Below are 25,220 nucleotides of genomic sequence, written 5' to 3' on the forward strand. Positions count from 1 at the left end.
TGTGGAAACCAGCGTAACCTGAAAGCCTCTTACCTACAAGGAGCCTTTATGTACCAACGCATCCTCGTCGCTACCGATGGCACCTCCCTGTCCGACAAGGCCGTCAACAGTGCCATCGACCTGGCCGCCCTGTGCGGTGCAGAACTGGTCGCACTGCAGGTGGTGCACCGCTACCCGCAGGCCTACTTTGATGGCGGCATTGCGCTTGAATCTGCAGACGTGCAGCGCGTCGAAAAAAGCTGGGCCGACGCCGCCCAAGTGGTGGTGGACGCTGTGCAACAAGCGGCCCTGGCCAAGGGGGTCAAAGCCCAGGCCCTGGTGGTGCGCGGCGAAGTCGTGTCAGATGCACTGCTGGCTGCGGCCAAGCAGCAGCACTGTGACCTGATCGTGATGGCTTCGCATGGACGGCGCGGCTTGCAGCGCCTGCTGCTGGGCAGCGAAACCCAGCACGTGCTCACGCACAGCCATATCCCCGTACTCGTTTTGCGATAAATCGGGCGCTAGCCCCCGGATATCCTTCCCGACACGCTACAAGATCGATAGCAGCTTCGACTCGCCATCGTCGGCATGCAGGGCGCGCACTGCCGTGATGTCGTCCCAGACGTTGAGGAAGCTCTGCACGCAGCGTGGGTCGAAATGGGTACCAGCACCTGCGGTGAGAAAGTCCACCGCCTCCTCCAGCGTCCAGGCCTTCTTGTAAGGGCGCTCGGAGGTCAGTGCATCAAACACATCGGCCACCGCCACGATGCGACTGAACAGGGGAATGGCCTCGCCCTTGAGACCCTGGGGGTAGCCGCTGCCGTCAAACTTTTCGTGGTGGCCTAGCGCAATCTCGGCCCCCGTTTGCAGAACACGCGAGGCGCTACCTTGCAGGAGTTCGTACCCGTAGACCGCATGCTGCTTCATGATGACAAATTCCGCCTCTGTTAGCCGCCCGGGCTTGAGCAGGATGCTGTCAGCAATGCCCACTTTGCCCAGGTCGTGCATGGGTGCCGCTTCCAGCAGCAGGTCCTGCTCGGCCTCGGTCATGCCCAGCCCCTTGGCAATCAATCTGGAGTAATGCGCCATGCGTGAGATATGGGCACCGGTCTCGGGGTCGCGGAACTCGGCAGCGCGCGAGAGGCGCATAACGGTGTCGCGTTCGCGCGCCAAAATCTCGGCCGTGGCTTTCTGTACCTCGTCCGCCAGCCAGGCGGCCCGGTCGGCCAGCTTGGTACGTGCATCGCTGAGGATCAGCAGGTTCTTGGCGCGCGCCAGAAACTCCACCTTGTCCACCGGTTTGGCCATGAAGTCATTGGCCCCTGCGTCCAGCGCGCGGTACCGCACGGGCTTTTGGTCACTGGCGGTCACCATCATGATGGGGGCAATGTCGCGGCCCGGAATGCTGCGAAAACGGCGGATGAACTCCAGCCCGTCCATGCCATCCATGGTGTAGTCCACGATCACCAGATCGACCGGAGTGCGCTCGCACCAGGCCAATGCTTCGGAGGAGTTTGCAAAAGGAACGGCCCGGCAGTCCCCCAGTTTTTCCACCAGCTCGCTCAGCAAGGCCAGGGTGGCGGGGGTGTCGTCAACGATGAGTGCGTGCTGCATGACCAAAATATGACAAAGTTCTGGCTACTGTAGTCGACGCAGGCCCGCCCCCTCTTTTAGCCGGTACGGTATTGCTCGCGCAGCAGGTTTTTCTGTACCTTGCCCATGGCGTTGCGCGGCAGCTCGGCCACCACCACACAGCGCTTGGGCACCTTGAAGTTGGCGAGCATGGATTTCAGCGTGGCAACCACCTGAGCAGGATCGACCGTGGCGCCCGCGAGCGGCACGACCACAGCCACGCCCACCTCGCCAAAGTCGGCATCAGGCACGCCCACCACAGCGCTCTCGGCTACGCCGGGCAGGTTGTTGATGTAGCCCTCGATCTCGGCCGGGTACACGTTGTAGCCACCGCTGATGATGAGGTCCTTGCTGCGGCCCACGATGGTCACATAGCCCTGGGCGTCCACGCGGCCCACGTCACCGGTCTTGAAAAAACCGTCGGCCGTGAATTCTTGTGCGGTCTTCTCGGGCATCTGCCAGTAGCCCTGGAACACATTGGGCCCGCGCACCTCAATGCCGCCGGTTTCGCCCTGGGGCAAGTCTTTGCCGGCCTCGTCGCGCACACGCAGCTGCACGCCGGGCAGCGGCTTGCCCACGCTGCCGACCACACGCTCACCATCGGCCGCGCGGCCGGGGTTGGAGGTGAGCATGACGGTCTCGGACATACCGTAGCGCTCCAGAATGGTGTGGCCGGTGCGGGCCTGCCACTGGTGGTGCGTGTCCACCAGCATAGGTGCGGAGCCCGAGACAAAGAGGCGCATGTTCTTCACCACCTGCGGCGTGAGCCCGGCCTCGGCCAGCAGGCGCACATAGAGCGTGGGCACGCCCATGAACACGGTGGCGCGCGGGAAGTACTGCAACACCACCCTGGAGTCGAACTTGGCGCACCAGACCATCTTGCTGCCGTTGATGAGCGCGCCGTGGATGGCCACGAACAGACCGTGCACATGGAAGATGGGCAGCGCGTGGATCAGCACGTCGCCGGGCTTCCAGTCCCAGTAGGTCTGCAGCACGCGCGCATTGCTCAGCAGGTTGCCGTGGCTCAGCATGGCCCCCTTGCTGCGACCCGTGGTGCCACTGGTATAGATGATGGCGGCCAGGTCATTCACATCGCGGTGAGCAATGGTGTGCGTCTTGGGAAACTGCGATGCACGGTCCAGCAGCGAGCCGGTACGGTCCTCGTTCAGGGTGAACACGTGTGCCGTACCGGCCAGAAACGCCATCTTGCTGATCCAGCCGAAGTTACGCCCGCTGCACACCACGACCGAGGGCTTGGCGTCTTCGATGAAGTAGGCCATCTCCGCGCTCTGATAGGCGGTGTTGAGCGGCAGGTAAACCAGGCCGGCGCGCAGTGTGGCGAGGTACAGCACCAGCGCCTCCACGGATTTTTCCACCTGCACGGCGATGCGCGCGCCCTTGGGCAACTCCAGAAATTCCAGCAGGTTGGCCACCATGGCGGTAGCCTGGTCCAGGTCTTGCCAGCTGTACTGCAGGCCGTTGTCGGTCTCGACGGCGCAGGCGCTCAGGTCGGCAGGAAAAGCGGCGCGCAGCGCGGCAAACAGGTTGGCGTTGTCGGGTTGGGTGGCCATGGTCGGGTCTCGGGTATCTGGTTTAAAACTGCGGCTGGCGCTTGGCCAAGAAGGCGGCAATGCCTTCGCGGTGCTCGGCGCTGTCGGCATAGGTGTAGGCACTGGTGGTCAGGCTTGCTATTGAATCAGGAGCTTCTGGCGCAATGTTTACGGGGGCTAGAGGCCTGTTTTGTGCCTGAATCGCCCGCAGGGTCTGTTTGTTCATGCGCGCTGCCTGTGGGGCCAGGCCGGCCACACGCCGGGCCAGAGCTTCACAGTGTCCGGCCATTTCCGCATCGTCGGGCACCTGCAAAAGAAAACCGCGCGCCAGCATGGCCGGAGCGTCGAACACTTCGGCTGCCAGCAGCATGGCGCGCGCCACCGTGTTGCCTGCGGCCTGCGCCACCAACGCCGCTTCACGCGGGGCCATGGGAAAACCCAGGCGCGCAATGGGTGCGCCAAAGCGGGCTGAAGCACCCGCCACGCGCAGGTCACAGCAGCTCGCGATCTCCACACCCGCGCCCATGCAGTTGCCTTCGATCTGCGCGACGATGGGCACATCACAGTCCAGCATCGCCTGCAGGCCGCCCCACACCTCGTCCTCGTGGAACTGGCGCAGCGCTGCCTCGTTGAAGCGGAAACTGGGGTACTCGGCAATGTCGCCACCGGCGCAGAAGTGGCCGCCCTCCCCGCGCAGCAGCACGCAACGTGCTTCTGGGTCAGCTTGGATGGCGTTGAACACCACTTTGAGTTCGCGCCACATGGCGCGTGACATGGCGTTGAACTTGCCGGGGTGCGACAGTGTGAGCGTCACGATCCCCGCCTCCTCGCCTGCGCCGTGCGCGACCGCTATGTTTCCCGCCATGCCAGCCTTTGTTCTGTCAGTCCAGCTTGGCGCCAGACGCTTTCACCACCGCGGCCCAGCGCTTCACCTCGGCCGCCACAAATGCGCCAAATTGCGCAGGCGTGAGTTTGCCAAACTCGGCGCCGTTGTTGGCCCAGCTGGTCTTGATTTCATCCGCTTGGGACAGGCGGGTCACCTCTTCCACGATGCGCGCCTGCACATCGGCCGGCGTACCCTTGGGGGCCCACAAGCCGTACCAAGTGGTCACGGTGTAATCGGGCAGGCCCAGCTCGGCCGCGCAAGGCACATCGGGGAAAGCCGGGTTGCGCTTGTTGCCCGACACCATGAGCGCCTTGATGCGCCCGCCCTTGATGTGGCCCGCTGAAGAACCCAGGCCGTCAAACATCATGTCCACACTGCCCGCCATCAGGTCTTGCAGCGCAGGGCCCGCACCGCGGTAGGGAATGTGGGTGATGAAGGTGTTGGTCTGCTGCTTGAACAACTCGCCCGCCAGGTGGTGCGAGGTGCCGCCGCCAGCCGAGCCGTAGTTCATCTTGCCGGGGTTGGCCTTCACCTGGGCCAGGAAGGCCTTGAAGTCGCCGGGCACGTTTTTCGGGTTCACCACCAGCACCTGGGGCACGTTGGCCACCAGCGCCAGGGGGATGAAGTCTTTCTGAATGTCGTAGTCCAGCTTGGGGTACATGCTGGGGGCGATGGCGTGGTGCACGGCGCCCATGAACAGCGTGTAGCCATCGGGCTGCGCCTTGGCCGCAATGCTGGCACCCAGCGTGCCGCCAGCACCACCGCGGTTGTCAATCACCAGCTGGGTTCCGGTGAGCTTGGCGAATTGCGCAGACAGCGGCCGCGCAAACGCATCGGTACCACCGCCTGCGGGAAAAGGCACGATCAGCGTGACCGGCTTGGCAGGCCAGCGCGCCTGGGCTAGCGCGGTCAGCGGCGCGGCCGCCCAGGCCAGGCCAGCAGTGGCGGCCGATTGCAGCCACTGGCGGCGGGCGGTGTTGGGAAATCGGTTCATGCGTGTCTCCTGAGAATAGTTATTGGAAAGTCAACTCGCTGATGGCAGACGCCACCGGAATCTTGCCCTGGGCCAGCATCTCGCGGTGCTTGTCCAGGCGTTTGAGGTCGTACAGGTAATTGACCATGAGCCCGTACGACTGTTTGAGCCCCTTGGGGGACGGATCACTGGCCCAGTTCAGCCGCTCCACGCGGGCGCCGTTGCCCAGGTGAAAACGGGCCACACCGTCCAGCGGCTTGCCCTGCGTGGTCTCGTGCCCCAGGTACTGCGCGGCACAGCGCAGCAGCATGTGGCGCACGGCCGATGAGGGTTTGAGCGAGAGCGCCGTTTCAGCCGCGGCCAGAAAGTGGGTGGCCGTCACCGGCTCAAACCCCACGGCCCGGCCCAACTCGTCGCGTGCGTTCGCATCCAGCCGTTCGATCAGGCTGGCAGCATTCTTGCCAAGCCACTGGCGGAAGCCGGGAATAGGCGAGAGCGTGGCAAAGGTCTTGAGCTTGGGAAATTCGGCCTTCAGTGTCTCCACGACACGCTTGATGAGCGAGTCGCCAAAACTCACGCCGCGCAGGCCATCTTGCGTGGTGCTGATGGAATAAAAAATCGCGGTGGTGGCGGTGCTCAGGTCCGCCGCGTCGGCCGACTCGTCCAGCAGCGGCGTGATGCTGTCCGCCAGCACATCCACCAGCGCCACCTCCACAAAAATCAGCGGCTCGTCGGGCAGACGCGGGTGGAAGAAGCCGTAGCAGCGGCGGTCCGAGTCGAGCCGGTTTTTCACATCGGCCCAGCTCTTGATGTCGTGCACGGCCTCGTACTTGATGAGCTTTTCCACCAGTGAGGCGGGTGAATCCCAACTGATGCGGCGCAGGTCCAAAAAGCCCACGTCAAACCAGGTGGAGAACATGTACTCCATCTCCACATCTAGCGCCTGCAAGCGTTTGTCGCCTTTCAGGCTGGGCTGCATCTCGGCCCGCAGGTTCACCAAAAAGCGGATGCCCTGCGCATCTACACTGAAGCGTTGCAGCAGGCGCCGGCGTGGCGACACCGTGGCGCGGCGGTAGTGCACCTCGGCCGCAGCTTCATCTGGCGTACCCACCGCAGCGGCAAAGGTGGCTTGGGCCGCTTTCACTTTCTGCGCATCGGCCACAAACATCTCGCTCATCAGCAGCCACATGTCGCGCCGGCGCGCCAGCGTGGCTCCGGCATACCAGGCCGCCAGCGCTGTGGCACGACGCCCGCCCTCGACCTCACTCACGCGCTCGTCGATCACGGCCTGCAGCTCGTGCAACGTGCGGCGCAGCATGCGAGGTGACAGGGCTTCGTCCCCATGGCGCAGCGTGGCGTGCAGACGCTCGCGCGTGGAACGCGCCGAGCCAGACGCCTTGGTGCCCGCTGCAGAACCTGCGGGCGGCACGTGAGGCGCTATGGTTTTGGGAGCTGCTTGCGCATGTTCCACGGGGGCTACAGCCTCTTTTGGCTTGGAACTCTTGGGCAAGAGCCGCGCCACGTTGCGGTTGATCCAGGAATCTTGGTTCATGCGAGTAACCTGCTTTTCTGGGTGCGGGACAGTTCACGCAGCGCCTCGCGCTGGCGCAGCAGGTGGTTGCGCATGGCCGCCTCAGCCGCATCGGCATCGCGCGCCTTGATGGCCGCAAACACCGCCAGGTGCTCGCTCAGGCTTTGTTCCAGCCGGCCCGGCGCATGCAATTGCTGCAGGCGCGCCAGCTTCAATATCTTGCGTAGGTCGGCAATGCTTTGCGCCAGCCAGCGGTTGTTGGCCAGCGTGATGATGGCTTCGTGGATGGTGAAGTTGACGGCGTAGTAGTCGGTGATGCGCTTGGCAGCGGCATGCTGCTGCAGGCTGGTGTGCAGGGTTTCGAGCGCGGCAATGTCGGCGTCGGTCGCATGGCGGGTGGCTTCCAATGCGCAGCGGCCCTCCAGCAGCGCAATGACGGGGAATATCTCATCCAGGTCCTGCTCGGTCACCTGGCTCACAAAGCTACCGCGCCGTGGCTCGTGGCGCACCAGGCCCTCGGCCGCCAGCACCTTGAGCGCCTCGCGCAGCGGCGTGCGCGAGATGGCCAGGTCCGCACACAGCGCCACCTCGTCAATAAAACTACCCGGCGCCAGCACCCCATCAAAAATCCGCGCACGCAGGCCATCGGCGACTTCATCGTGCAGGGAGTTGTGGATCAGGCGCATGGAGGTGGGCAATCAAGAGGGCATAATTTTCTGTAATTATGGGTAATTATCTAAACGCCGTAAAGAGCCCGGACAGGGTCCGGGCATGGGGACTTACCCTAGATGGAGATCAGGATTGCGTGCTGCGGCCGCCGGCCCAGCGCCACAGCAAGGCGCCACCCACAATCATGGGCACGCACAGCCACTGGCCCATGCTCATGCCCAGGCTCAGCAGGCCCAGATGGGCATCGGGTTCGCGGAAGAATTCGGCAATGAAGCGGAAGACGCCATAGCCGAACAGAAAAGCCGCAGCCACCTGCCCCTGCTTGCGCGGTGTGCTGGCGTACCACCACAGCAACACAAACAGCAGCAGCCCTTCCATGAGGAACTGGTAAACCTGCGAGGGGTGGCGCGGCGCATCGCCCGCGCCGCGAAACACCATGCCCCAGGGCAGTGCGGGGTCAGCAAGGCGTCCCCACAGCTCGCCGTTAATGAAATTGCCAACCCGCCCCGCGGCCAGGCCCGTGGGCACGCAAGGCGCCACAAAGTCGGCCACCTGCCAGAACGGCTTGCTGCGCGAACGCGCAAACCAGACCATGGAGGCGATCACGCCCAGCATGCCGCCATGGAAGCTCATGCCGCCCTGCCAGACGTAGAACACTTCCAGCGGGTGGGTGGCGTAGAACACCGGCTTGTAAAACAGGCAGTAACCAATGCGCCCGCCCAGCACCACCCCCACCACGCCTAGGAACAGGATGTCCTCCACGTCCTTGAACGACCAGGCCTGCGGGCCGGTTAGCGCGTTGAACGGCGCGTGGCGCAGTCGGCGGCTGCCAAGAAACATGAACAGCGCAAAGGCCGCGAGGTAGGTCAGGCCATACCAGTGCACGGCCAAGGGGCCCACTTGCAGGGCGATGGGATCAATGTTGGGATGGATCAGCATGGGCCGCATTGTGCCCGTTGGCGGCATGGGCAATATCGTGGAAGGCCATGAACCGCTCCAGGGCCGGACTGCTGCGCTGCCACACCAGGCTGGTCTCGCAACCCGGCACGGCACCCTGCACCTGGCGGTACACCACACCGGGCCGCTGGAACTGCTGCACGCTGGCCGGCACCCAGGCCACGCCCAGCCCGGCAGACACCAGATTCACAATGGTCTGCATCTGGATGGCCTCTTGCGCCACCACCGGGAGCTTGCCCGCGTCGTGGTACATGCCAAAGATGGCGTCAAACAGCGAGGGCACGATGCGCCGCGGAAAGGTCACCAGCGGCTGGACCCAGACATCTTGCAGGCGCAGGTTCTTGCGCTTCGCCAAGGGATGCGACTCGGGCAGCGCCAGCACCAGCGGCTCTTGCGCCACCGTCAGGCGCTGCAGGCCTTCAGTGGCAAAGCCGCTGGCATGCAACACAAACCCGGCGTCCACCTCCTCCGACTTGAGCAGTTGCAGTTGCACATCACCTGTGGCCTCGACCAGATCGAGCTGTACGCCTGGGAATTCGCGCCGGAACGCCATCACCCACTGTGGCAGGAGCGAGAAACCCACGGTGGACACAAACGCCAGCCGCAGCCGCCCGGACTCGCCCATGGCCAGCGCCCGCGCCTGCAGCACCAGGCCCTGGGCGCGCTGCAGCAGTTCCTGCGCCTGCGGCAGCAGCGCCAGGCCCTGGGGCGTGAGTTGTACGCTGCGCTTGGTGCGCGCAAACAGCGGCAGGCCCAGGCTGCGCTCCAGCTGGGCAATCGCCTGCGTGAGTGGCGGCTGCGTCATGTGCAGGCGCAGGGCCGCGCGGCCAAAATGCAGCTCTTCGGCCACGGTGACGAACTGGCGCCACAGGCGCAGCTCTATCCAAGGCAGTTGCGGGCTGGGTTTACTCATATGTAAAACATATTAAACCACCCTGAAAAATGGATTGGAACCAATCACCGACAGCAGGCATACTCCGGCCAGCTTTTTGAACAACGCCAGCCCGGCACCACCCTGTGAGAGACCCCATGGACACCAAACCCGTCATCCTCAATCCCCGCAGCAAGAACATCACCGAAGGCAAGAGCCGCGCGCCCAACCGCTCCATGTACTACGCCATGGGTTACGAGGAAGGCGACTTCAAAAAGCCCATGGTCGGCGTCGCCAATGGCCACAGCACCATCACCCCCTGCAACAGCGGTCTGCAAAAGCTGGCGGATGCTGCCATTGCAGGTATTGAAGAAGCCGGCGGCAACGCCCAAGTGTTTGGCACGCCCACCATTTCCGACGGCATGGCCATGGGCACCGAGGGCATGAAGTATTCGCTGGTCAGCCGCGAAGTCATTAGCGATTGCATCGAGACGTGCGTGCAAGGCCAATGGATGGACGGCGTGGTCGTTGTCGGCGGCTGCGACAAGAACATGCCCGGTGGCCTGATGGGCATGCTGCGTGCCAATGTGCCCGCCATCTATGTCTACGGCGGCACGATTCTGCCCGGCACTTACAAGGGCAAAGACCTGAACATCGTCAGCGTGTTCGAAGCCGTGGGCGAAAACGCCGCGGGCCGCATGAGTGACGAAGACCTGCTGCAGATCGAGCGCCGCGCCATTCCCGGCACCGGCTCCTGCGGCGGCATGTACACGGCCAACACGATGTCGTCGGCCTTCGAGGCGCTGGGCATCTCCCTGCCCTTCTCGTCCACCATGGCCAATCCGCACGACGAAAAAATGAACTCGGCCAAGGAATCGGCCAAGGTACTGATCGAAGCCATCAAGAAAGACCTGAAGCCACGCGACATCGTCACCAAGAAGTCCATCGAAAATGCCGTAGCCGTGATCATGGCCACGGGCGGCTCCACCAACGCGGTGCTGCACTTCCTGGCCATCGCCCACGCAGCGGGTGTGGAGTGGACCATCGACGACTTTGAGCGCGTGCGCGTCAAGACCCCCGTGCTGTGTGACTTGAAACCATCTGGCAAATACCTGGCCGTGGACCTGCACCGCGCAGGCGGTATTCCGCAAGTGATGAAGACGCTGCTGGCTGCTGGCCTGTTGCATGGCGACTGCATCACCATCACCGGCCAGACCGTGGCCGAAGTGCTGAAAGACATCCCCGATGTGCCACGCGCTGATCAGGACGTGATCCGTCCCATCACCAACCCCATGTACGCCCAAGGCCACCTGGCCATCCTCAAGGGCAACCTGAGCCCTGAGGGCGCCGTTGCCAAGATCACCGGCCTGAAAAACCCGGTGATGACCGGCCCGGCCCGTGTGTTCAATGATGAGCAATCCGCGCTCAAGGCCATTCTGGACAACAAGATTGTTCCCGGCGACGTGATGGTGCTGCGCTACCTGGGCCCCAAGGGCGGCCCCGGCATGCCCGAAATGCTGGCGCCCACTGGTGCCTTGATTGGCCAAGGCCTGGGCGAAAGCGTGGGCCTGATCACCGATGGCCGCTTCTCGGGCGGCACCTGGGGCATGGTGGTGGGCCACGTAGCGCCTGAAGCGGCGGCGGGTGGTGTGATTGCGCTGGTCGAAGAAGGCGACTCCATCACCATCGATTCGCGCCAGCTGATTCTGGAGTTGAATGTGCCCGAGGCCGAGCTGGCCAAACGCCGCGCGGCGTGGACGGCACCAGCACCGCGCTACAACCGCGGCGTGCAAGCCAAGTTTGCGTTCAATGCGTCGAGCGCTAGCAAGGGCGCCGTGCTGGACAACTACTAAGCCAAACAAAAGCCCGCACAAGCGGGCTGCACTTGCAAACGCCGTTCAACAGCGCAGGCTGTTAGCGGCGTTTTTTGCTGCCCAGCGTACCGATGGCCTGGCGATTTTTGTCGATGCGGGCCTGCTTACGGGCGTTTTCGCGCTCCACGGCTTTTCGCTTGGTGTAGCCGGTGCCGTCGGCCCACGCCCACCAGGCCATGGCCAAGCCGAAGGGGGCGAGCACAATCAACCACGACCAAGTGGCCACGGGACCGATTTCCATGTATTTCAATACCATCAGCAACAAACCAATTCCCAGGAAATACATTGCCTTCTCCTACTCTGTGTGGCCCTGGTAAGACTCGGGTCAACCCGCGTCACTACAATGGCGTTGAGTGACTGTAAACCAACCGACGAGGCCCTGATGAAAAAAACCCTGATCACCCTTGCGCTGAGTGCCACTGCTGTGCTGTCGGCAACACCCGCATTTGCCGACCTAGCGCTGGCCACCTCCAAGAACTGCCTGGCCTGCCATGCGGTGGACAAGAAGCTGGTGGGCCCCGCCTACAAAGACGTGGCGGCCAAGTACAAAGGCGACAAAACGGCTGCCGACAAACTGGCAACCAAGATCATCAAGGGCGGCAGCGGTGTCTGGGGCGCAGTGCCCATGCCCGCCAACTCGCAGGTCAACGAGGCCGAATCCAAAAAACTGGCGGCCTGGATCTTGAGCCTCAAGTAAGCGCTCAACATACAAAAAGCCCGCTGCACCGAAAGTGCAGCGGGCTTTTTCATGCCCGGCTTACGCCCGCCTCCAGTCGCTTAGTACGCCTGGCCCAGCTGGTCCAGGATGGCGGGGTTTTCCAGCGTGCTGGTGTCTTGCGTCACGGCCTCACCCTTGGCCAGCGAGCGCAACAGGCGGCGCATGATCTTGCCCGAACGCGTCTTGGGCAGGTTCTCGCCAAAGCGGATGTCCTTGGGCTTGGCAATCGGGCCGATCTCCTTGGCCACCCAGTCGCGCAGTTCCTTGGCAATGGCCTTGGCCTCGTCTCCCTTGGGCATGGGGCGCTTGAGCACGACAAAGGCGCAGATCGCCTCGCCGGTCAGGTCGTCCGGACGCCCCACCACGGCGGCTTCGGCCACCAGGTCGGTCTTGGAGACCAAGGCCGATTCGATTTCCATGGTGCCCATGCGGTGGCCCGACACATTGAGCACATCGTCAATCCGGCCCGTGATACGGAAGTAGCCGCGGTCGGCACTGCGCACCGCACCGTCACCGGCCAGGTACAGCTTGCCGCCCATTTCTTCGGGGAAGTAGCTCTTCTTGAAACGCTCGGGGTCGTTCCAGATGGTGCGGATCATGGACGGCCAGGGGCGCTTGACCACCAGAATGCCGCCAGTGCCGTTGGGAATGTCATTGCCCACCTCGTCCACGATGGCGGCCATGATGCCGGGCAGCGGCAGCGTGCAGCTGCCAGGTACCAACGGCGTGGCGCCGGGCAGCGGGGTCATCATATGGCCGCCGGTTTCGGTTTGCCAAAAGGTGTCCACGATGGGGCACTTCTCGTGGCCCACGTTCTTGTAGTACCACATCCAGGCCTCGGGGTTGATGGGCTCACCCACCGAGCCGAGGATGCGCAGGCTGGACAAATCGGAGCGGTCCGGGTGCACCGCCGCGTCGCCTTCTGCGGCCTTGATCAGCGAGCGGATGGCGGTGGGTGCGGTGTAGAAGATGCTGCACTTATGGCGCTCAATCATTTGCCAGAAGCGGCCCGCGTTGGGGAAGGTGGGAATGCCTTCAAAGATGATTTGCGTGGCGCCTGCGGCCAGCGGGCCATAGGCCACATAGGTATGGCCAGTGATCCAGCCGATGTCAGCCGTGCACCAGAACACATCTTCGGGTTTCAGGTCAAATGTCCAGTCCATCGTCAGCTTGGCCCACAGCAGGTAGCCGCCGGTGGAGTGCTGCACGCCCTTGGGCTTGCCGGTGGAGCCCGAGGTGTAGAGGATGAACAGCGGGTGCTCGGCGCCCACGGGCACGGGGGCGCATTCAGTGCTCTTGCCGGCCAGGGCCTCGTCAAAGGTTTTATCGCGGCCCGCCACCATGTTGCAGGCGGTTTGCGTGCGCTGGTAAACGTACACGGTCTTGATGGTGTCGCAGCCCCCCATGCCCAAGCCTTCGTCCACGATGGCTTTGAGTGGCAGCTCTTTGCCGCCACGCATCTGGTAGTTGCTCGTGATCACGGCGACAGCGCCGGCGTCAATGATGCGTTCCTGCAGGGCTTTCGCCGAGAAGCCGCCAAACACCACGCTGTGCGTGGCACCAATGCGCGCGCAGGCCTGCATGGCGATCACGCCTTCCAGCGTCATGGGCATGTAGACCAGCACCCGGTCGCCCTTCTTCACGCCATCGGCCTTCAGGGCATTGGCAAATTGGCTCACACGGGCCAGCAGTTCCTTGTAAGTGGTCTTGGTGACGGTACCGTCGTCGGCTTCAAAGATCACGGCCACCTTGTTTTCTGTGGGCGTGCCGATGTGCTTGTCCAGACAGTTGGCGGAGGCGTTGAGTTCGCCGTCGTCGAACCATTGGTAGAACGGCGCGTTGGATTCGTCCAGCGTGCGGGTAAAGGGCTTGTTCCAGACCACGTTTTCACGCGCCAAGCGGGCCCAGAAGCCTTCAAAGTCTTTCTCGGCTTCGGCACACAGGGCGTTGTAGCCATCCATGCCGGATACGCGCGCCGCTTTGACCATGGCTTCGCTAGGGGGGAACACGCGGTTTTCAACCAGCAGGGATTCCATAGCAGATGTCGATGTACTCATATTCTTATCTCCTGGGGACGATTCAAAACTGCTCGCAATGTCGCGGTTTGCACTTACAAGCCACTGACTTGCTGTTGGCTTACGAATTTACGCCAAAAACTCATCAGCGCCCTACCATCTCCGAAGGCACTACCCACTGGTCAAACTGCTCCGCCGTCACATACCCACTGGCCACGGCAGCATCGCGCAAACTCGCCCCCTCCTTATGCGCCTTCTTGGCAATGAACGCGGCCTTGTCGTACCCAATGTGCGGGTTCAGCGCAGTGACCAGCATGAGTGAGCGGTCCACTAACTCCGCAATGCGTTCACGGTTGGGCGTGATGCCCACTGCACAGTGGTCGTTGAAACTCTTTATGCCGTCGGCCAGCAGCCGCACGCTTTGCAGGAAGTTGTGCGCCACCATGGGCCGAAACACATTCAGCTCGAAGTTGCCCGAGGCCCCGCCAAAGTTGATCGCCACATCGTTGCCAAACACCTGGGCGGCCAACATGGTCAGCGCCTCGCTCTGCGTGGGGTTGACCTTGCCCGGCATGATGCTGGAACCAGGCTCGTTCTCCGGAATGCTGAGTTCGCCGATGCCGCTGCGCGGGCCGCTGGCCAGCCAGCGCACATCGTTGGCAATTTTCATCAGGCTGACGGCCAAGGTCTTCAAGGCGCCGTGCGCATGCACCAACGCGTCCACGCTGGCCAGCGCTTCAAACTTGTTGGGCGCCGTCACAAACGGCAGGCCGGTTAGCGTGGCCAATTCAGCTGCCACCTGCTCCGCATAACCCTTGGGAGCATTCAGCCCCGTGCCCACCGCCGTGCCGCCCAGCGCCAGTTCGCACAGGTGCGGCAACGCGGCGCGCACATGCGCCTCGCCATGCGCGAGCTGTGCCACATAGCCCGAGAATTCTTGGCCCAGGGTCAGCGGTGTGGCGTCTTGCAGATGGGTGCGGCCAATCTTCACGATGTCGTCAAAGTCGGCAGACTTCTGCGCCAACGTGGTACGCAGTTTGGCGATTGCGGGCAGCAGCTTGTGCGTGATCGCATCCACCGCCGCCACATGCATGGCTGTGGGGTACACATCGTTGCTGGACTGGCTGCGGTTCACATCGTCATTCGGGTGCACCAGCCGCCCTTCGCCACGCGCGCCACCCAGCAGCTCGCTGGCGCGGTTGGCCAGTACCTCGTTCACGTTCATATTGGTCTGCGTGCCCGAGCCGGTTTGCCAGACCACCAGGGGAAACTCATCCGGGTGTTGACCTGCGATCACCTCGTCCGCCGCGGCGACGATGGCCTGCGTCTTGGCAGCATCCTGCAGGCCCAGCGCGTGGTTGACCCGGGCAGCGCTACGCTTGGTCTGCGCCAGTGCGCGGATGATCTCTGTGGGCTGGCGTTCGCCCGAGATATCGAAGTTCTGCAGCGAGCGTTGGGTCTGCGCGCCCCAGAGCTTGTGGGCGGGCACCTCAATCGGGCCAAAGGTATCGCGTTCGGTACGGGTGTGCATGGCTGTATTCTCCGCCCGTCTGCGGCCCGGGGTGTATCAATGCGCAACCGTAACGCCCGAGCAGCATTTTTCGGCGAACTGGACAGCCTTTGGCATAAAACATGCCTCTAGCCCCCGTCAATACTGCGCGAGAAGCTATGATTAATATAGCAAGTGGTTTCCCGTAACCGGGCTATACCCGGCCCCCGCGGCCAAGGGATAATTGAGGGCGTTTCGTTTCCTTCCACCCCAGCCAGGCCCTCCATGACCACGATCATCCGCCAAGCCGACCTCATCGAATCGGTGTCCGCCGCCCTCCAGTACATCAGCTACTACCACCCCACGGACTACATCGCCCATCTGGCCCGCGCCTACGAGCGCGAGCAAAGTCCGGCGGCCAAAGACGCCATTGCTCAGATCCTGACCAACAGCAAGATGAGCGCCACGGGCCACCGCCCGATCTGCCAGGACACCGGCATCGTCAACGTGTTCCTAAAGGTGGGCATGGACGTGCGCTGGGACGGCTTTACCGGCTCCATTGACGACGCCATCAACGAAGGCGTGCGCCAGGGCTACAACCACCCCGACAACACGCTGCGCGCGTCTGTCGTGGCCGACCCGGAATTCCTGCGCAAGAACACCAAGGACAACACGCCAGCAGTGATCTTTACCGAGCTGGTGCCCGGCAACACCGTGGAAGTGACCGTGGCCGCCAAGGGCGGCGGCTCTGAAAACAAATCCAAGATGTACATGCTCAATCCCGGTGACAGCGTGGTCGACTGGGTCTTGAAGACCGTGCCCACCATGGGCGCGGGCTGGTGTCCGCCCGGCATGCTGGGCCTTGGCATTGGCGGCACGGCAGAAAAAGCCGTGCTGATGGCCAAGGAAAGCCTGATGGACGACCTGGACATGTACGAACTGCAAGCCAAGCAGGCCTCCGGTGCTGAACTCGACAACGTCGAAAAACTGCGCCTGGAGCTGTTCGAGAAGGTCAACGCACTGGGCATTGGCGCGCAGGGCTTGGGTGGCCTGACCACGGTGCTGGACGTCAAGATCAAGATGTACCCGACCCACGCGGCCAGCAAACCGATTGCCATGATTCCCAACTGCGCCGCAACACGCCACGCGCACTTTGTGATGGACGGTAGCGGCCCGGTCTACCTGACTCCACCGTCGCTGGACCTGTGGCCCAACGTCAACTGGACACCCGACTACCAGCAAAGCAAAAAGGTCGACCTGAACACGCTGACTCCTGCCGAAGTGGCGAGCTGGAAACCCGGCCAGACCCTGCTCTTGAACGGCAAGATGCTGACCGGCCGCGACGCCGCCCACAAGCGCATCCAGCAAATGCTGGCCAAGGGCGAAAAGCTGCCAGTGGACTTCACCAACCGCGTCATTTACTACGTGGGTCCGGTCGACCCGATCCAGGGCGAAGCCGTCGGCCCCGCCGGCCCGACCACGGCCACCCGTATGGACGGTTTCACCGAAATGATGCTGGCCCAAACCGGCCTGATCTCCATGGTCGGCAAAGCCGAGCGCGGCCCGGTGGCGATTGAAGCCATCAAGAAACACAAGAGCGCTTACCTGATGGCCGTGGGGGGCGCGGCTTACTTGGTGTCCAAGGCCATCAAACACGCCGAAGTGGTTGGGTTTGCAGACCTCGGCATGGAAGCGATTTACGAATTTGACGTGGTCGACATGCCCGTGACCGTGGCGGTGGATTCGGGCGGCACCAGCGCCCACATCACCGGCCCGGCCGAGTGGCAAAAGAAGATTGCCACGGGCGAGTTCAAGAGCATTCCCGTCACTTCGCGCTAAGCCCTTGGTGGCTACCACAGCAATGTCGACTGCCTCACGCCCCATCGGGGTGTTTGACAGCGGCGTGGGCGGCTTGAGCGTGCTGCGCGCGCTGCGTGCCGAGCTGCCGCACGAGCGCTTTGTCTATGTGGCCGACAGCGGCAATGCACCCTACGGCGAGCGGGACGACGACCATGTCACCACCCGCTCGCACGCCATTGCGGATTACCTGCTGGCGCAACACCAGATCAAGGCGCTGGTAGTAGCCTGCAACACGGCCACGGCGGCGGCCATCAAAACACTGCGCGCGGCCTACCCCAGCATTCCACTGGTGGGCATTGAGCCTGCGCTGAAGCCCGCGGCAGCCGCCAGCCAGACCAAAACCGTGGGCGTCATGGCCACACGCGGCACGCTGCAGAGCGAGAAATTCCAGGCCCTGCTGGCATCGTTGCATGGCCAGGCCACCTTTGTGCTGCAGCCCTGCGATGGCCTGGCGATTGCCATCGAACGTAACGACGCTACAAAAACAGAAGCACTCTGCGCAGAGTACACGCGGGCCATGGGTTTATTTGGCTTAAATCCAGACGCCATGGACACGCTGGTGCTGGGTTGCACGCACTACCCATTTGTCGAGGCTGTGCTGCGCCGCTCTATTGGCAATCAAGTGGCGTTGCTGGAAGGCGGCGCGCCGGTGGCACGCCACACCCGGCGCCTGCTGGACGCTGCGGGCCTGTTGGCGGCAGCGACCACAGAGCCGGTGGCTCCTACCCAGTTTTTGACAACCGGTGAGATCGAAGACCTGCGCAGCGCGGCGGCGCGCTGGCTGCAACTGGACACCAGCGTCGGCGCTTTGGCGATTTAGGAACAGGAAGAGAAGCGGAGCAGAAAGCCCAGTGGCCTGTCCGACAGGAATCGAACCTGTGACCTACAGCTTAGAAGGCTGTTGCTCTATCCAACTGAGCTACGGACAGAAAAAACAAAGGCCCTTGAAGGGCCTTTGTTTTTGAATAGTGGTCGGCGTACAAGGATTCGAACCTTGGACCCCCTGCTCCCAAAGCAGGTGCGCTACCAGGCTGCGCTACACGCCGACAGCTGGTATTCTAACCTCGGTTGGTGGCCCACTTTGGCGAGCCGCTTCAATTAATTTGCTTCGCACGCGCACCATGGCTCCCCCTTCCCTCACCCTCCCCTGGCTGGAACCCGGCGAACCTTTCCCGGAGGTTGCCACCGCTTGGGGTACTGACAGCGACGCCCCTGGCCTGCTGTGCATGGGTGCCGACCTGCAGCCGCAGACGCTGCAAGCCGCCTACGCCCAGGGCATCTTCCCCTGGTTCAGCGAAGGCCAACCCACACTGTGGTGGAGCCCCGACCCGCGCATGGTGCTGCAGGTGGCGGACTTTCGCTTGCACCGCTCCCTGTACAAAACCATCAACCGCCTGTTGCAAGAGGGTCGGCTGGAGATCCGCATGGACCATGCGTTTGACGAGGTGATCCAGTCCTGTGCCCAGACCGCCCGTCGCGGCCAGCCGGGCACCTGGATTCTTCCCGAGATGGTGCAGGCCTACGGCAAGCTGCACGCCCTGGGCGTGGCCCACAGCGTGGAGACCTGGATTAACGGCGAACTGGCAGGCGGGCTGTACTGCATAGGCCTGGGCCGTGCGGTGTTTGGCGAGTCTATGTTCACCCGCGTGCCCGATGCCTCCAAGATCGCGTTGACCGCCCTGATGGCCTTTTGCCAGCAACACGGCATCCGCATGGTGGACTGCCAGCAAAATACTCCGCACCTGGCCTTTATGGGCGCCAAGGAGATGGCACGGGCTGCGTTTTTGCAGCATGTGCGCCACGCGCGTGCAGAACCCACCCCAGCATGGCGGTTTGACCCCGTATACTGGAATCAGCTTTTGTCTGCTTGATGCCGAATCACCATGACAAACCTGACCGACCTCCCCCTTCAGACGCTGCAGTTTTATGCGACTGCGCCCTACGACTGCAGCTACCTGCCGCAGCGCCAAGCGCGCTCGCAGGTGGCCACCCCCAGCCATGTGATTGACAACGCCACCTACTCGGATTTGGTGGCCAAGGGTTTCCGGCGCAGCGGCATGTTCACCTACCGCCCCTACTGCGATGGCTGCCAGGCATGCACCCCGCTGCGGGTGCAGGCGCAAAACTTCCAGCCTGATCGCAGCCAGCGGCGCGCGTGGAAACAGCATCAGGCGCTCAACGTGCGCGTGCTGAACCTGGGTTTTGTGGCGGAGCACTACGCCCTGTATTTGCGCTACCAGACCAGTCGCCACGCAGGCGGCGGCATGGACGAAGACAGCGTGGACCAGTACACCCAGTTTTTACTGCAAAGCCGGGTGAACTCCCGGCTGGTGGAGTTTCGCGAACCGACCACCGATGGCAGCCTGGGCACGCTGAAGATGGTCTCCATTCTGGACGTGCTGGAGGATGGCATTTCGGCGGTATATACCTTCTTCTCCCCAGAGGCGGGTACCAGTTTTGGCACCTTCAATGTGCTGTGGCAGTTGGCCCAGGCCAAACGCTTGGGGCTGGATTTTGTCTACCTGGGCTATTGGATCGAGCAAAGCCCCAAAATGCGCTACAAGTCCCGTTTTCAGCCCACGCAACTCTTGGTGGACGGGCAATGGGTTGCGCAAGGTAACATCGGGCGCACAAACCCACCATGACCAAAAAAGACCTCGATCCCCCCAGCACCCCGGCCGTTCAGGTCATTGAACGCATGTTCACGCTGATTGACGTGCTGGCCTCCCGCGAAGAGGCCATCCCCCTGAAGGAGATCAGCGAGCGGGCCGGACTGCACCCCTCTACCACCCACCGCATCCTGAACGACCTGGTATCGGGCCGTTTTGTGGACCGTCCCCAGTCGGGCAGCTACCGGCTGGGTATGCGTTTGCTGGAGCTGGGCAATTTGGTCAAAGCACGCCTAAACGTGCGCGACGCAGCGCTGATTCCCATGCGCGAGCTGCACAAACTGACGCAGCAACCCGTCAACCTCAGCATGCGCCAGGGGGACGAGATCATTTATGTGGAACGCGCCTACAGCGAACGCTCCGGCATGCAGGTGGTACGCGCCATTGGCGGACGTGCGCCACTGCACCTCACGTCTGTGGGCAAACTGTTTCTGGCGGCCGATGACCCGCAACGGATTCGCGCCTATGCCACCCGCACCGGTTTGCAAGGCCATACAAAAAACAGCATTACCGATTTAGCAGCGCTAGAGCGCGAACTGTCCAAGGTACGCCAGTACGGCCAGGCCGGGGACAACGAAGAACTGGAGTTGGGCGTGCGCTGCATGGCTGCAGGCATTTACGACGACCAAGGCAAGCTGGTCGCGGGCCTGTCGATCTCGGCCCCCTCAGGACGCCTGGAAGACGACTGGCTGCCGAAGCTGAAAGAAACCGCCCGGCAGATCTCGCAAACCCTGGGCCACCACGGCAACTAATTGCGGTCGGGGCCTACGGTCACTCAGTTGGAAACGATACGGCGATCCATCTCGCGACTGGCCAATGGTGCAGACCGCGTGGCGAGGGACGGCGTGGACTCCACCCAACGGCGCACACGTTCTGCATCGCCAATGCGGCTCAGTTTGCCTGCCGAGTCCAGGAACACCATGATGAGTTTGCGGCCGGCGATCTTGGCTTGCATGACGAGGCACTGACCCGCTTCAGTGATGTAACCCGTCTTCTGCAGGCCAATGTCCCAGGCAGGATTCTTTACCAAGCGATTGGTGTTGTTGTACTGCAGGGTACGGTTGCCCACTTCTACCTGGTAGCCGGTCGAAGTAGACAGCTCACGTAATGTGGGGTCGCTGTAGGCATAGTTCACCAGGGTGGCCAAGTCTTTGGCGCTGGACTGGTTGCGGCTGGACAGGCCGGTGGGCTCTACGTATTGGGTGTCGCGCATGCCCAGCACGCGGGCCTTGTTGTTCATCAGACTCACAAAGGTTTGCAAGCCGCCGGGGTAGGTGCGGCCCAAGGCATGGGCGGCGCGGTTTTCGCTAGCCATCAATGCCAGGTGCAACAACTCGCCACGGCTCAGCTCGGTGCCCACGCGCAAACGGGATGAACTGCCCTTTTCGGTATCCACATCGGCCTGGGTGATCTCAATGGTCTCGTCCATGGGCAGGCGGGCTTCGCTCACCAGCACACCGGTCATGAGCTTGGTGATGGACGCAATCGGCAGCACGGCCGACTCGTTCTTGCTGAACAGAACCTCTTTGGTGTCCTGGTCCACCACAAAGGCGACGCTGGATTTCAGGTCCAGCGCATCCTGCGCACCATGCAAGCCTGCCAATTGCCCAAACGACGGCGCCTTGGGAGCCGCCACCACTTTGGTGTGCACCACTTTTTGGTGGAGTTTCTTCTTTGCGACCACATGCTTGACCGCATGGGGCGCAATACGCACTTTTTTACGCTGGGTGGCGGAGGCTTCCAAAGGAAGCAATAGCAATGCGGCCACCAAACTGCCAAAACCGAGGTGTACAAGTGCGCGTTTCAACATACGTCCTTTGATTTGTGCAGGCTTACAGCGTGTAACACGGTGTACAAAAACCTGAAAGTGCCGACAGTTTAATCAAAAAAGTTACGTAAGATCAACTACTTGCGCACGAAAGTTCAAGAATATTTGAATGTCCGCATCCCACTAGCCCTGCGCAGCCACCCGATCGGCCTTGCTTTGCAGCTTGTTCAGGGCACTCAGATAGGCTTTGGCAGAGGCCACCACAATATCCGGGTCCGCACCCACACCATTCACCACACGACCGCTGTTTTGCAGGCGCACCGTGACTTCACCCTGGCTTTCGGTCGATCCGCTAATGGCATTGACCGAGTACAAAACCATCTCGGCCCCGCTCTTCACGAACGACTCAATGGCCTTGAGGGAGGCATCCACGGGACCATTCCCATCGGAATCACTTTTGACCTCTTTGCCATCTACGGTGAAGACGACTGCGGCATGGGGGCGTTCACCGGTTTCGCTGTGTTGTGACAGGGAGACAAAGCTGTATTGCTCTTTGTCCAGCGTCACACTGTCGTCACTGACCAACGCCAAGATGTCTTCGTCGAAGATGTCACTCTTGCGGTCTGCCAGCTCCTTGAAGCGGGCAAACGCGGCGTTGATTTCAGCTTCGCTCTCTAACTGCACGCCCAGCTCCTGCAAGCGCTGTTTGAAGGCATTGCGACCGCTGAGCTTGCCCAGTACGATCTTGTTGGCGGTCCAACCCACGTCTTCGGCACGCATGATCTCGTAGGTGTCACGCGCCTTGAGCACGCCGTCCTGGTGGATGCCGGACGCGTGTGCAAACGCATTTGCCCCCACCACCGCCTTGTTGGGCTGCACGACAAAGCCGGTGGTCTGGCTCACCATGCGGCTGGCGGCAAGAATGTGCTTGGCATCAATGCCAAGTTCCAATCCGAAATAGTCCTTGCGGGTTTTGACCGCCATGACGATTTCTTCCAGACTGCAATTGCCGGCCCGTTCGCCCAGGCCGTTGATGGTGCATTCCACTTGGCGTGCGCCGCCGATCTTCACACCCGCCAGCGAGTTGGCGACCGCCATGCCCAGGTCGTTGTGGCAGTGCACCGACCAGATCGCCTTGTCGGCGTTGGGAATGCGCTCGCGCAGTGTCTTGATGAAGTTGCCATACAGCTCGGGAATGGCATAGCCCACGGTGTCGGGCACGTTGATGGTGGTGGCGCCTTCGGCGATCACGGCTTCTAGGACACGGCACAAAAAGTCCACATCGCTGCGATAACCGTCCTCAGGGCTGAACTCCACGTCGGCCACCAGATTGCGGGCAAAACGCACCGATTGCTTGGCCTGCTCAAACACCTGGTCCGGTGTCATGCGCAGCTTCTTTTCCATGTGCAAGGGCGACGTGGCAATGAAGGTGTGGATACGTGCGCTGTTGGCGCCCTTGAGGGCCTCGGCAGCGCGGGAGATGTCTCGGTCATTCGCACGCGACAGAGAACAGATGGTGGAGTCCTTGATGGTGTTGGCAATGAGCTGCACCGCTTCAAAATCGCCATTCGAACTGGCCGCAAAACCGGCTTCAATCACGTCCACCTTCAGACGCTCGAGCTGGCGCGCAATGCGCAGCTTTTCGTCGCGGGTCATGGACGCACCGGGCGATTGCTCACCGTCGCGCAAGGTGGTGTCGAAAATAATCAGTTTGTCAGCCATACCAGTTCTCCTATCTTTCAATCACATGTGCAAGCCGCGCTCTTCGGGCTCGTCGGTCGAGGTACTGATGACGCTGGTGCGCACACCCCGGGCACGGCGTACACCATAGACCACATAGCCACTCAGGCCGTACACCACAAACACGCCAAACATCACCGTTGGCGGGTCGATATTGATGACAGCAATGCCCAGGGCAATCAGCACGATCACGGCAAAGGGCACGCTGCGCTTCATGCTCACGTCCTTGAAGCTGTAGAACGGCACATTGGTCACCATGGTCAGTCCCGCGTACAAGGCCAGCGCAAACATCACCCACGGCACGGACAACACGAAGGCGCCGAACTCCAGTACACCGGTTCCCTTGAGGCCACTTTCAGTCAGCAACCAGATGAACCCGGCGACCAAGGCCGCTGCCGCAGGCGACGGCAGTCCTTGGAAGTAGCGCTTATCAACCACCGTCGTATTTACATTGAAGCGCGCCAGGCGCAGCGCGGCACAGGCGCAGTACACAAAGGCTGCGATCCAGCCCCAGCGGCCCAAGCCCTGCAGTGCCCATACATAGGAAATGATGGCGGGCGCGGCGCCAAAAGACACCATGTCAGACAGCGAATCCATCTGCTCGCCGAACGCGCTTTGCGTGTTGGTCATGCGCGCAACACGGCCATCCAGACTGTCCAGCACCATGGCGCAAAAAACGCCAATTGCCGCCTGGTCAAAACGACCATTGATGGCCATCACAACCGCATAAAACCCGCCAAACAGCGCTGCCAGCGTGAACAAGTTCGGCAACACGTAGATGCCCTTGCGACGCTTTCGCAGCACCTCGCTCTCTTGTGGCGTTGTCAGTGATTCAGATCCATCGTGCATACATTCTCCTTGCGCTTGCAGCTGCCAGTGTAAGTCAGCCGCCGCCCCCTACCGCCTCTATGCCACCAACAACAAGGGCCACCGAAGTGGCCCTTGGCAATACGCCGTGCGCGTATTAGTTGCGGGTCTGGTCGACCAGCTTGTTCTTCGCAATCCAAGGCATCATGGCGCGCAGTTTGGCGCCCACAACTTCAATGGAGTGCTCGGATGTCAGGCGGCGGCGCGCCGTCATGCTGGGGTAGCCGGTACGGCCTTCCAGAATGAACATCTTCGCGTATTCGCCAGTCTGGATGCGCTTGAGCGCATTGCGCATGGCCACGCGCGATTCAGCGTTGATCACTTCAGGGCCAGTCACGTACTCACCGTACTCCGCGTTGTTGGAGATGGAGTAGTTCATGTTGGCGATGCCGCCTTCGTAGATCAGATCGACGATGAGCTTCAGTTCGTGCAGGCACTCGAAGTAAGCCATTTCAGGGGCGTAACCGGCTTCGGTCAGGGTCTCGTAACCCATCTTGATCAGCTCGACCGCACCGCCGCACAACACGGCCTGTTCACCGAACAAGTCGGTTTCGGTTTCTTCCTTGAAGTTGGTCTCGATGATGCCGGCCTTGCCGCCACCGTTGGCCATGGCGTACGACAGGGCCAAGTCACGGGCCTTGCCGGTCTTGTCCTGGTGCACTGCCACCAGATGGGGGACGCCACCACCTTGGGTGTAGGTATTGCGCACGGTATGGCCAGGAGCCTTGGGAGCGACCATCCACACGTCCAGGTCAGCACGGGGCACGACCTGGTTGTAGTGCACGTTGAAACCGTGGGCGAAGGCCAGCGAAGCGCCTTGCTTGATGTTGGGTTCGACGTTGTTCTTGTACACGCCAGCGATGTCTTCATCGGGCAACAAGATCATGACCACGTCAGCAGCCTTGACGGCGTCATTGACTTCCATCACGGTCAGGCCGGCCTTGCCAACCTTGTCCCAGGAAGCGCCACCCTTGCGCAGACCAACCACGACCTTCACGCCGCTGTCGTTCAGGTTTTGTGCATGGGCGTGGCCCTGGCTACCGTAGCCGATGATGGCAACTGTCTTGCCCTTGATCAGGCTCAGGTCACAATCCTTGTCGTAAAAAACTTTCATTTTTCTCTCCGAAATAAATATTGGCGAAAAGCGCCCAGTTGCAAAAACTACCCAAGCT

At 62.0% G+C, this 25,220-nt stretch carries 23 protein-coding genes and 2 tRNA genes; 8 read left to right on the plus strand and 17 right to left on the minus strand.

Going from position 1 to position 25,220, the window contains the following annotated elements:
* Window positions 1-48 precede the first annotated feature (48 nt).
* Window positions 49-492 carry a universal stress protein gene (locus J2X15_RS18890; RefSeq protein ID WP_310345873.1) on the plus strand — a complete coding sequence of 148 codons (444 nt, stop codon included), beginning with the start codon at window positions 49-51 and terminating at the stop codon, window positions 490-492.
* A gap of 36 nt (window positions 493-528) precedes the next feature.
* Here the strand turns inward: J2X15_RS18890 and J2X15_RS18895 are convergent, their stop codons facing one another.
* From J2X15_RS18895 to J2X15_RS18930, 8 genes are all read right to left on the minus strand, one after another.
* Complete coding sequence (locus J2X15_RS18895) at window positions 529-1,593, minus strand: HD domain-containing phosphohydrolase (protein WP_310345875.1); 1,065 nt, start codon at window positions 1,591-1,593, stop codon at window positions 529-531.
* Between the two features lie 56 nt (window positions 1,594-1,649).
* Window positions 1,650-3,182 carry a malonate--CoA ligase gene (locus tag J2X15_RS18900; RefSeq protein ID WP_310345878.1) on the minus strand — a complete coding sequence of 511 codons (1,533 nt, stop codon included), beginning with the start codon at window positions 3,180-3,182 and terminating at the stop codon, window positions 1,650-1,652.
* A gap of 22 nt (window positions 3,183-3,204) precedes the next feature.
* The gene (locus J2X15_RS18905) at window positions 3,205-4,026 is read right to left on the minus strand and encodes an enoyl-CoA hydratase/isomerase family protein (RefSeq protein ID WP_310345880.1); all 822 of its coding nucleotides are present in this window, start codon (window positions 4,024-4,026) and stop codon (window positions 3,205-3,207) included.
* 16 nt (window positions 4,027-4,042) lie between these two features.
* Entirely contained in the window at window positions 4,043-5,041 is a 999-nt protein-coding gene (locus J2X15_RS18910; RefSeq protein WP_310345882.1) for a Bug family tripartite tricarboxylate transporter substrate binding protein, read from the minus strand.
* Between the two features lie 19 nt (window positions 5,042-5,060).
* Entirely contained in the window at window positions 5,061-6,572 is a 1,512-nt protein-coding gene (locus J2X15_RS18915) for a malonyl-CoA decarboxylase domain-containing protein (RefSeq protein WP_310345884.1), read from the minus strand.
* Window positions 6,569-7,237, minus strand: coding sequence for a GntR family transcriptional regulator (locus J2X15_RS18920; RefSeq protein ID WP_310345887.1), 669 nt, complete (start codon window positions 7,235-7,237; stop codon window positions 6,569-6,571). The genes J2X15_RS18915 and J2X15_RS18920 overlap by 4 nt, the downstream gene beginning before the upstream one ends.
* A gap of 109 nt (window positions 7,238-7,346) precedes the next feature.
* Window positions 7,347-8,159, minus strand: coding sequence for a prolipoprotein diacylglyceryl transferase (gene lgt, locus J2X15_RS18925; RefSeq protein ID WP_310345889.1), 813 nt, complete (start codon window positions 8,157-8,159; stop codon window positions 7,347-7,349).
* Window positions 8,137-9,090: a LysR family transcriptional regulator gene (locus tag J2X15_RS18930; RefSeq protein ID WP_310345890.1), complete on the minus strand. Its 954-nt coding sequence runs from the start codon at window positions 9,088-9,090 to the stop codon at window positions 8,137-8,139. The genes lgt and J2X15_RS18930 overlap by 23 nt, the downstream gene beginning before the upstream one ends.
* 116 nt (window positions 9,091-9,206) lie before the next feature.
* Between J2X15_RS18930 and ilvD the strand changes: the two genes are divergently transcribed.
* Window positions 9,207-10,901 (plus strand): dihydroxy-acid dehydratase, encoded by a 1,695-nt coding sequence (ilvD, locus tag J2X15_RS18935; RefSeq protein ID WP_310345893.1) that lies wholly within the window; start codon window positions 9,207-9,209, stop codon window positions 10,899-10,901.
* 61 nt (window positions 10,902-10,962) lie between these two features.
* On the opposite strand, the gene J2X15_RS18940 is transcribed toward ilvD, so the two are convergent.
* Entirely contained in the window at window positions 10,963-11,208 is a 246-nt protein-coding gene (locus J2X15_RS18940; RefSeq protein WP_310345896.1) for a TIGR04438 family Trp-rich protein, read from the minus strand.
* Window positions 11,209-11,304: 96 nt separating this feature from the next.
* Here J2X15_RS18940 and J2X15_RS18945 point away from each other — a divergent pair, with 96 nt between their 5' ends.
* A complete protein-coding gene (locus tag J2X15_RS18945) occupies window positions 11,305-11,619 on the plus strand; it encodes a c-type cytochrome (RefSeq protein WP_310345898.1) in 315 nt (104 codons plus the stop codon).
* 80 nt (window positions 11,620-11,699) lie between these two features.
* Here J2X15_RS18945 and acs read toward each other — a convergent pair whose 3' ends face one another.
* Together acs and fumC are read right to left on the minus strand one after the other, a co-directional pair.
* Window positions 11,700-13,697 (minus strand): acetate--CoA ligase, encoded by a 1,998-nt coding sequence (gene acs, locus J2X15_RS18950; protein ID WP_310345900.1) that lies wholly within the window; start codon window positions 13,695-13,697, stop codon window positions 11,700-11,702.
* 103 nt (window positions 13,698-13,800) lie between these two features.
* Entirely contained in the window at window positions 13,801-15,186 is a 1,386-nt protein-coding gene (gene fumC, locus J2X15_RS18955) for a class II fumarate hydratase (RefSeq protein WP_310345904.1), read from the minus strand.
* A gap of 243 nt (window positions 15,187-15,429) precedes the next feature.
* Here fumC and J2X15_RS18960 point away from each other — a divergent pair, with 243 nt between their 5' ends.
* Window positions 15,430-16,983, plus strand: coding sequence for a fumarate hydratase (locus J2X15_RS18960; protein WP_310345907.1), 1,554 nt, complete (start codon window positions 15,430-15,432; stop codon window positions 16,981-16,983).
* 22 nt (window positions 16,984-17,005) lie between these two features.
* On the plus strand, window positions 17,006-17,824 hold the full coding sequence (gene murI / locus J2X15_RS18965) for a glutamate racemase (RefSeq protein ID WP_310345910.1): 819 nt from the start codon (window positions 17,006-17,008) through the stop codon (window positions 17,822-17,824).
* Window positions 17,825-17,856: 32 nt separating this feature from the next.
* Here the strand turns inward: murI and J2X15_RS18970 are convergent.
* A tRNA-Arg gene (locus J2X15_RS18970) sits at window positions 17,857-17,933 on the minus strand.
* Window positions 17,934-17,973: 40 nt separating this feature from the next.
* Window positions 17,974-18,050, minus strand: a tRNA-Pro gene (locus J2X15_RS18975).
* A 75-nt stretch (window positions 18,051-18,125) separates the two neighbouring features.
* Between J2X15_RS18975 and aat the strand changes: the two genes are divergently transcribed.
* Genes aat through J2X15_RS18990 form a run of 3 tightly spaced genes read left to right on the plus strand, consistent with a single transcriptional unit; the run spans window position 18,126 to window position 20,425 of the window.
* Window positions 18,126-18,875, plus strand: coding sequence for a leucyl/phenylalanyl-tRNA--protein transferase (gene aat, locus J2X15_RS18980; protein WP_310345912.1), 750 nt, complete (start codon window positions 18,126-18,128; stop codon window positions 18,873-18,875).
* Window positions 18,876-18,887: 12 nt separating this feature from the next.
* The gene (locus J2X15_RS18985; protein WP_310345915.1) at window positions 18,888-19,649 is read left to right on the plus strand and encodes an arginyltransferase; all 762 of its coding nucleotides are present in this window, start codon (window positions 18,888-18,890) and stop codon (window positions 19,647-19,649) included.
* Entirely contained in the window at window positions 19,646-20,425 is a 780-nt protein-coding gene (locus J2X15_RS18990; protein ID WP_310345918.1) for an IclR family transcriptional regulator, read from the plus strand. The genes J2X15_RS18985 and J2X15_RS18990 overlap by 4 nt, the downstream gene beginning before the upstream one ends.
* Window positions 20,426-20,448: 23 nt before the next feature.
* Here the strand turns inward: J2X15_RS18990 and J2X15_RS18995 are convergent, their stop codons facing one another.
* From J2X15_RS18995 to ilvC, 4 genes are all read right to left on the minus strand, one after another.
* Window positions 20,449-21,483 carry a serine hydrolase gene (locus J2X15_RS18995; protein ID WP_310345919.1) on the minus strand — a complete coding sequence of 345 codons (1,035 nt, stop codon included), beginning with the start codon at window positions 21,481-21,483 and terminating at the stop codon, window positions 20,449-20,451.
* Window positions 21,484-21,624: 141 nt separating this feature from the next.
* A complete protein-coding gene (locus J2X15_RS19000; RefSeq protein WP_310345920.1) occupies window positions 21,625-23,163 on the minus strand; it encodes a 2-isopropylmalate synthase in 1,539 nt (512 codons plus the stop codon).
* A 21-nt stretch (window positions 23,164-23,184) separates the two neighbouring features.
* On the minus strand, window positions 23,185-24,030 hold the full coding sequence (gene pssA / locus J2X15_RS19005; protein ID WP_310345921.1) for a CDP-diacylglycerol--serine O-phosphatidyltransferase: 846 nt from the start codon (window positions 24,028-24,030) through the stop codon (window positions 23,185-23,187).
* Window positions 24,031-24,145: 115 nt separating this feature from the next.
* The gene (ilvC, locus tag J2X15_RS19010) at window positions 24,146-25,162 is read right to left on the minus strand and encodes a ketol-acid reductoisomerase (RefSeq protein WP_310345922.1); all 1,017 of its coding nucleotides are present in this window, start codon (window positions 25,160-25,162) and stop codon (window positions 24,146-24,148) included.
* Between the last annotated feature and the right edge of the window lie 58 nt (window positions 25,163-25,220).

The sequence above is a fragment of the Rhodoferax saidenbachensis genome, assembly GCF_031457975.1.
GTDB lineage: Bacteria > Pseudomonadota > Gammaproteobacteria > Burkholderiales > Burkholderiaceae_C > Allorhodoferax > Allorhodoferax saidenbachensis_A.

Excerpts from the sequence above, each read along its gene's own strand:
- acs (WP_310345900.1), bottom strand. The coding sequence starts at position 13,697 with ATGAGTACATCGACATCTGCTATGGAATCCCTGCTGGTTGAAAACCGC.
- J2X15_RS18985 (WP_310345915.1), top strand. The coding sequence starts at position 18,888 with ATGACAAACCTGACCGACCTCCCCCTTCAGACGCTGCAGTTTTATGCG.
- J2X15_RS18900 (WP_310345878.1), bottom strand. The coding sequence starts at position 3,182 with ATGGCCACCCAACCCGACAACGCCAACCTGTTTGCCGCGCTGCGCGCC.
- J2X15_RS18940 (WP_310345896.1), bottom strand. The coding sequence starts at position 11,208 with ATGTATTTCCTGGGAATTGGTTTGTTGCTGATGGTATTGAAATACATG.
- lgt (WP_310345889.1), bottom strand. The coding sequence starts at position 8,159 with ATGCTGATCCATCCCAACATTGATCCCATCGCCCTGCAAGTGGGCCCC.
- ilvD (WP_310345893.1), top strand. The coding sequence starts at position 9,207 with ATGGACACCAAACCCGTCATCCTCAATCCCCGCAGCAAGAACATCACC.
- J2X15_RS18920 (WP_310345887.1), bottom strand. The coding sequence starts at position 7,237 with ATGCGCCTGATCCACAACTCCCTGCACGATGAAGTCGCCGATGGCCTG.
- murI (WP_310345910.1), top strand. The coding sequence starts at position 17,006 with ATGTCGACTGCCTCACGCCCCATCGGGGTGTTTGACAGCGGCGTGGGC.
- J2X15_RS18945 (WP_310345898.1), top strand. The coding sequence starts at position 11,305 with ATGAAAAAAACCCTGATCACCCTTGCGCTGAGTGCCACTGCTGTGCTG.
- J2X15_RS18930 (WP_310345890.1), bottom strand. The coding sequence starts at position 9,090 with ATGAGTAAACCCAGCCCGCAACTGCCTTGGATAGAGCTGCGCCTGTGG.
- J2X15_RS18960 (WP_310345907.1), top strand. The coding sequence starts at position 15,430 with ATGACCACGATCATCCGCCAAGCCGACCTCATCGAATCGGTGTCCGCC.
- aat (WP_310345912.1), top strand. The coding sequence starts at position 18,126 with ATGGCTCCCCCTTCCCTCACCCTCCCCTGGCTGGAACCCGGCGAACCT.
- J2X15_RS18915 (WP_310345884.1), bottom strand. The coding sequence starts at position 6,572 with ATGAACCAAGATTCCTGGATCAACCGCAACGTGGCGCGGCTCTTGCCC.
- J2X15_RS18995 (WP_310345919.1), bottom strand. The coding sequence starts at position 21,483 with ATGTTGAAACGCGCACTTGTACACCTCGGTTTTGGCAGTTTGGTGGCC.
- J2X15_RS18905 (WP_310345880.1), bottom strand. The coding sequence starts at position 4,026 with ATGGCGGGAAACATAGCGGTCGCGCACGGCGCAGGCGAGGAGGCGGGG.
- J2X15_RS18990 (WP_310345918.1), top strand. The coding sequence starts at position 19,646 with ATGACCAAAAAAGACCTCGATCCCCCCAGCACCCCGGCCGTTCAGGTC.
- J2X15_RS19000 (WP_310345920.1), bottom strand. The coding sequence starts at position 23,163 with ATGGCTGACAAACTGATTATTTTCGACACCACCTTGCGCGACGGTGAG.
- J2X15_RS18895 (WP_310345875.1), bottom strand. The coding sequence starts at position 1,593 with ATGCAGCACGCACTCATCGTTGACGACACCCCCGCCACCCTGGCCTTG.
- pssA (WP_310345921.1), bottom strand. The coding sequence starts at position 24,030 with ATGCACGATGGATCTGAATCACTGACAACGCCACAAGAGAGCGAGGTG.
- J2X15_RS18910 (WP_310345882.1), bottom strand. The coding sequence starts at position 5,041 with ATGAACCGATTTCCCAACACCGCCCGCCGCCAGTGGCTGCAATCGGCC.
- fumC (WP_310345904.1), bottom strand. The coding sequence starts at position 15,186 with ATGCACACCCGTACCGAACGCGATACCTTTGGCCCGATTGAGGTGCCC.
- ilvC (WP_310345922.1), bottom strand. The coding sequence starts at position 25,162 with ATGAAAGTTTTTTACGACAAGGATTGTGACCTGAGCCTGATCAAGGGC.
- J2X15_RS18890 (WP_310345873.1), top strand. The coding sequence starts at position 49 with ATGTACCAACGCATCCTCGTCGCTACCGATGGCACCTCCCTGTCCGAC.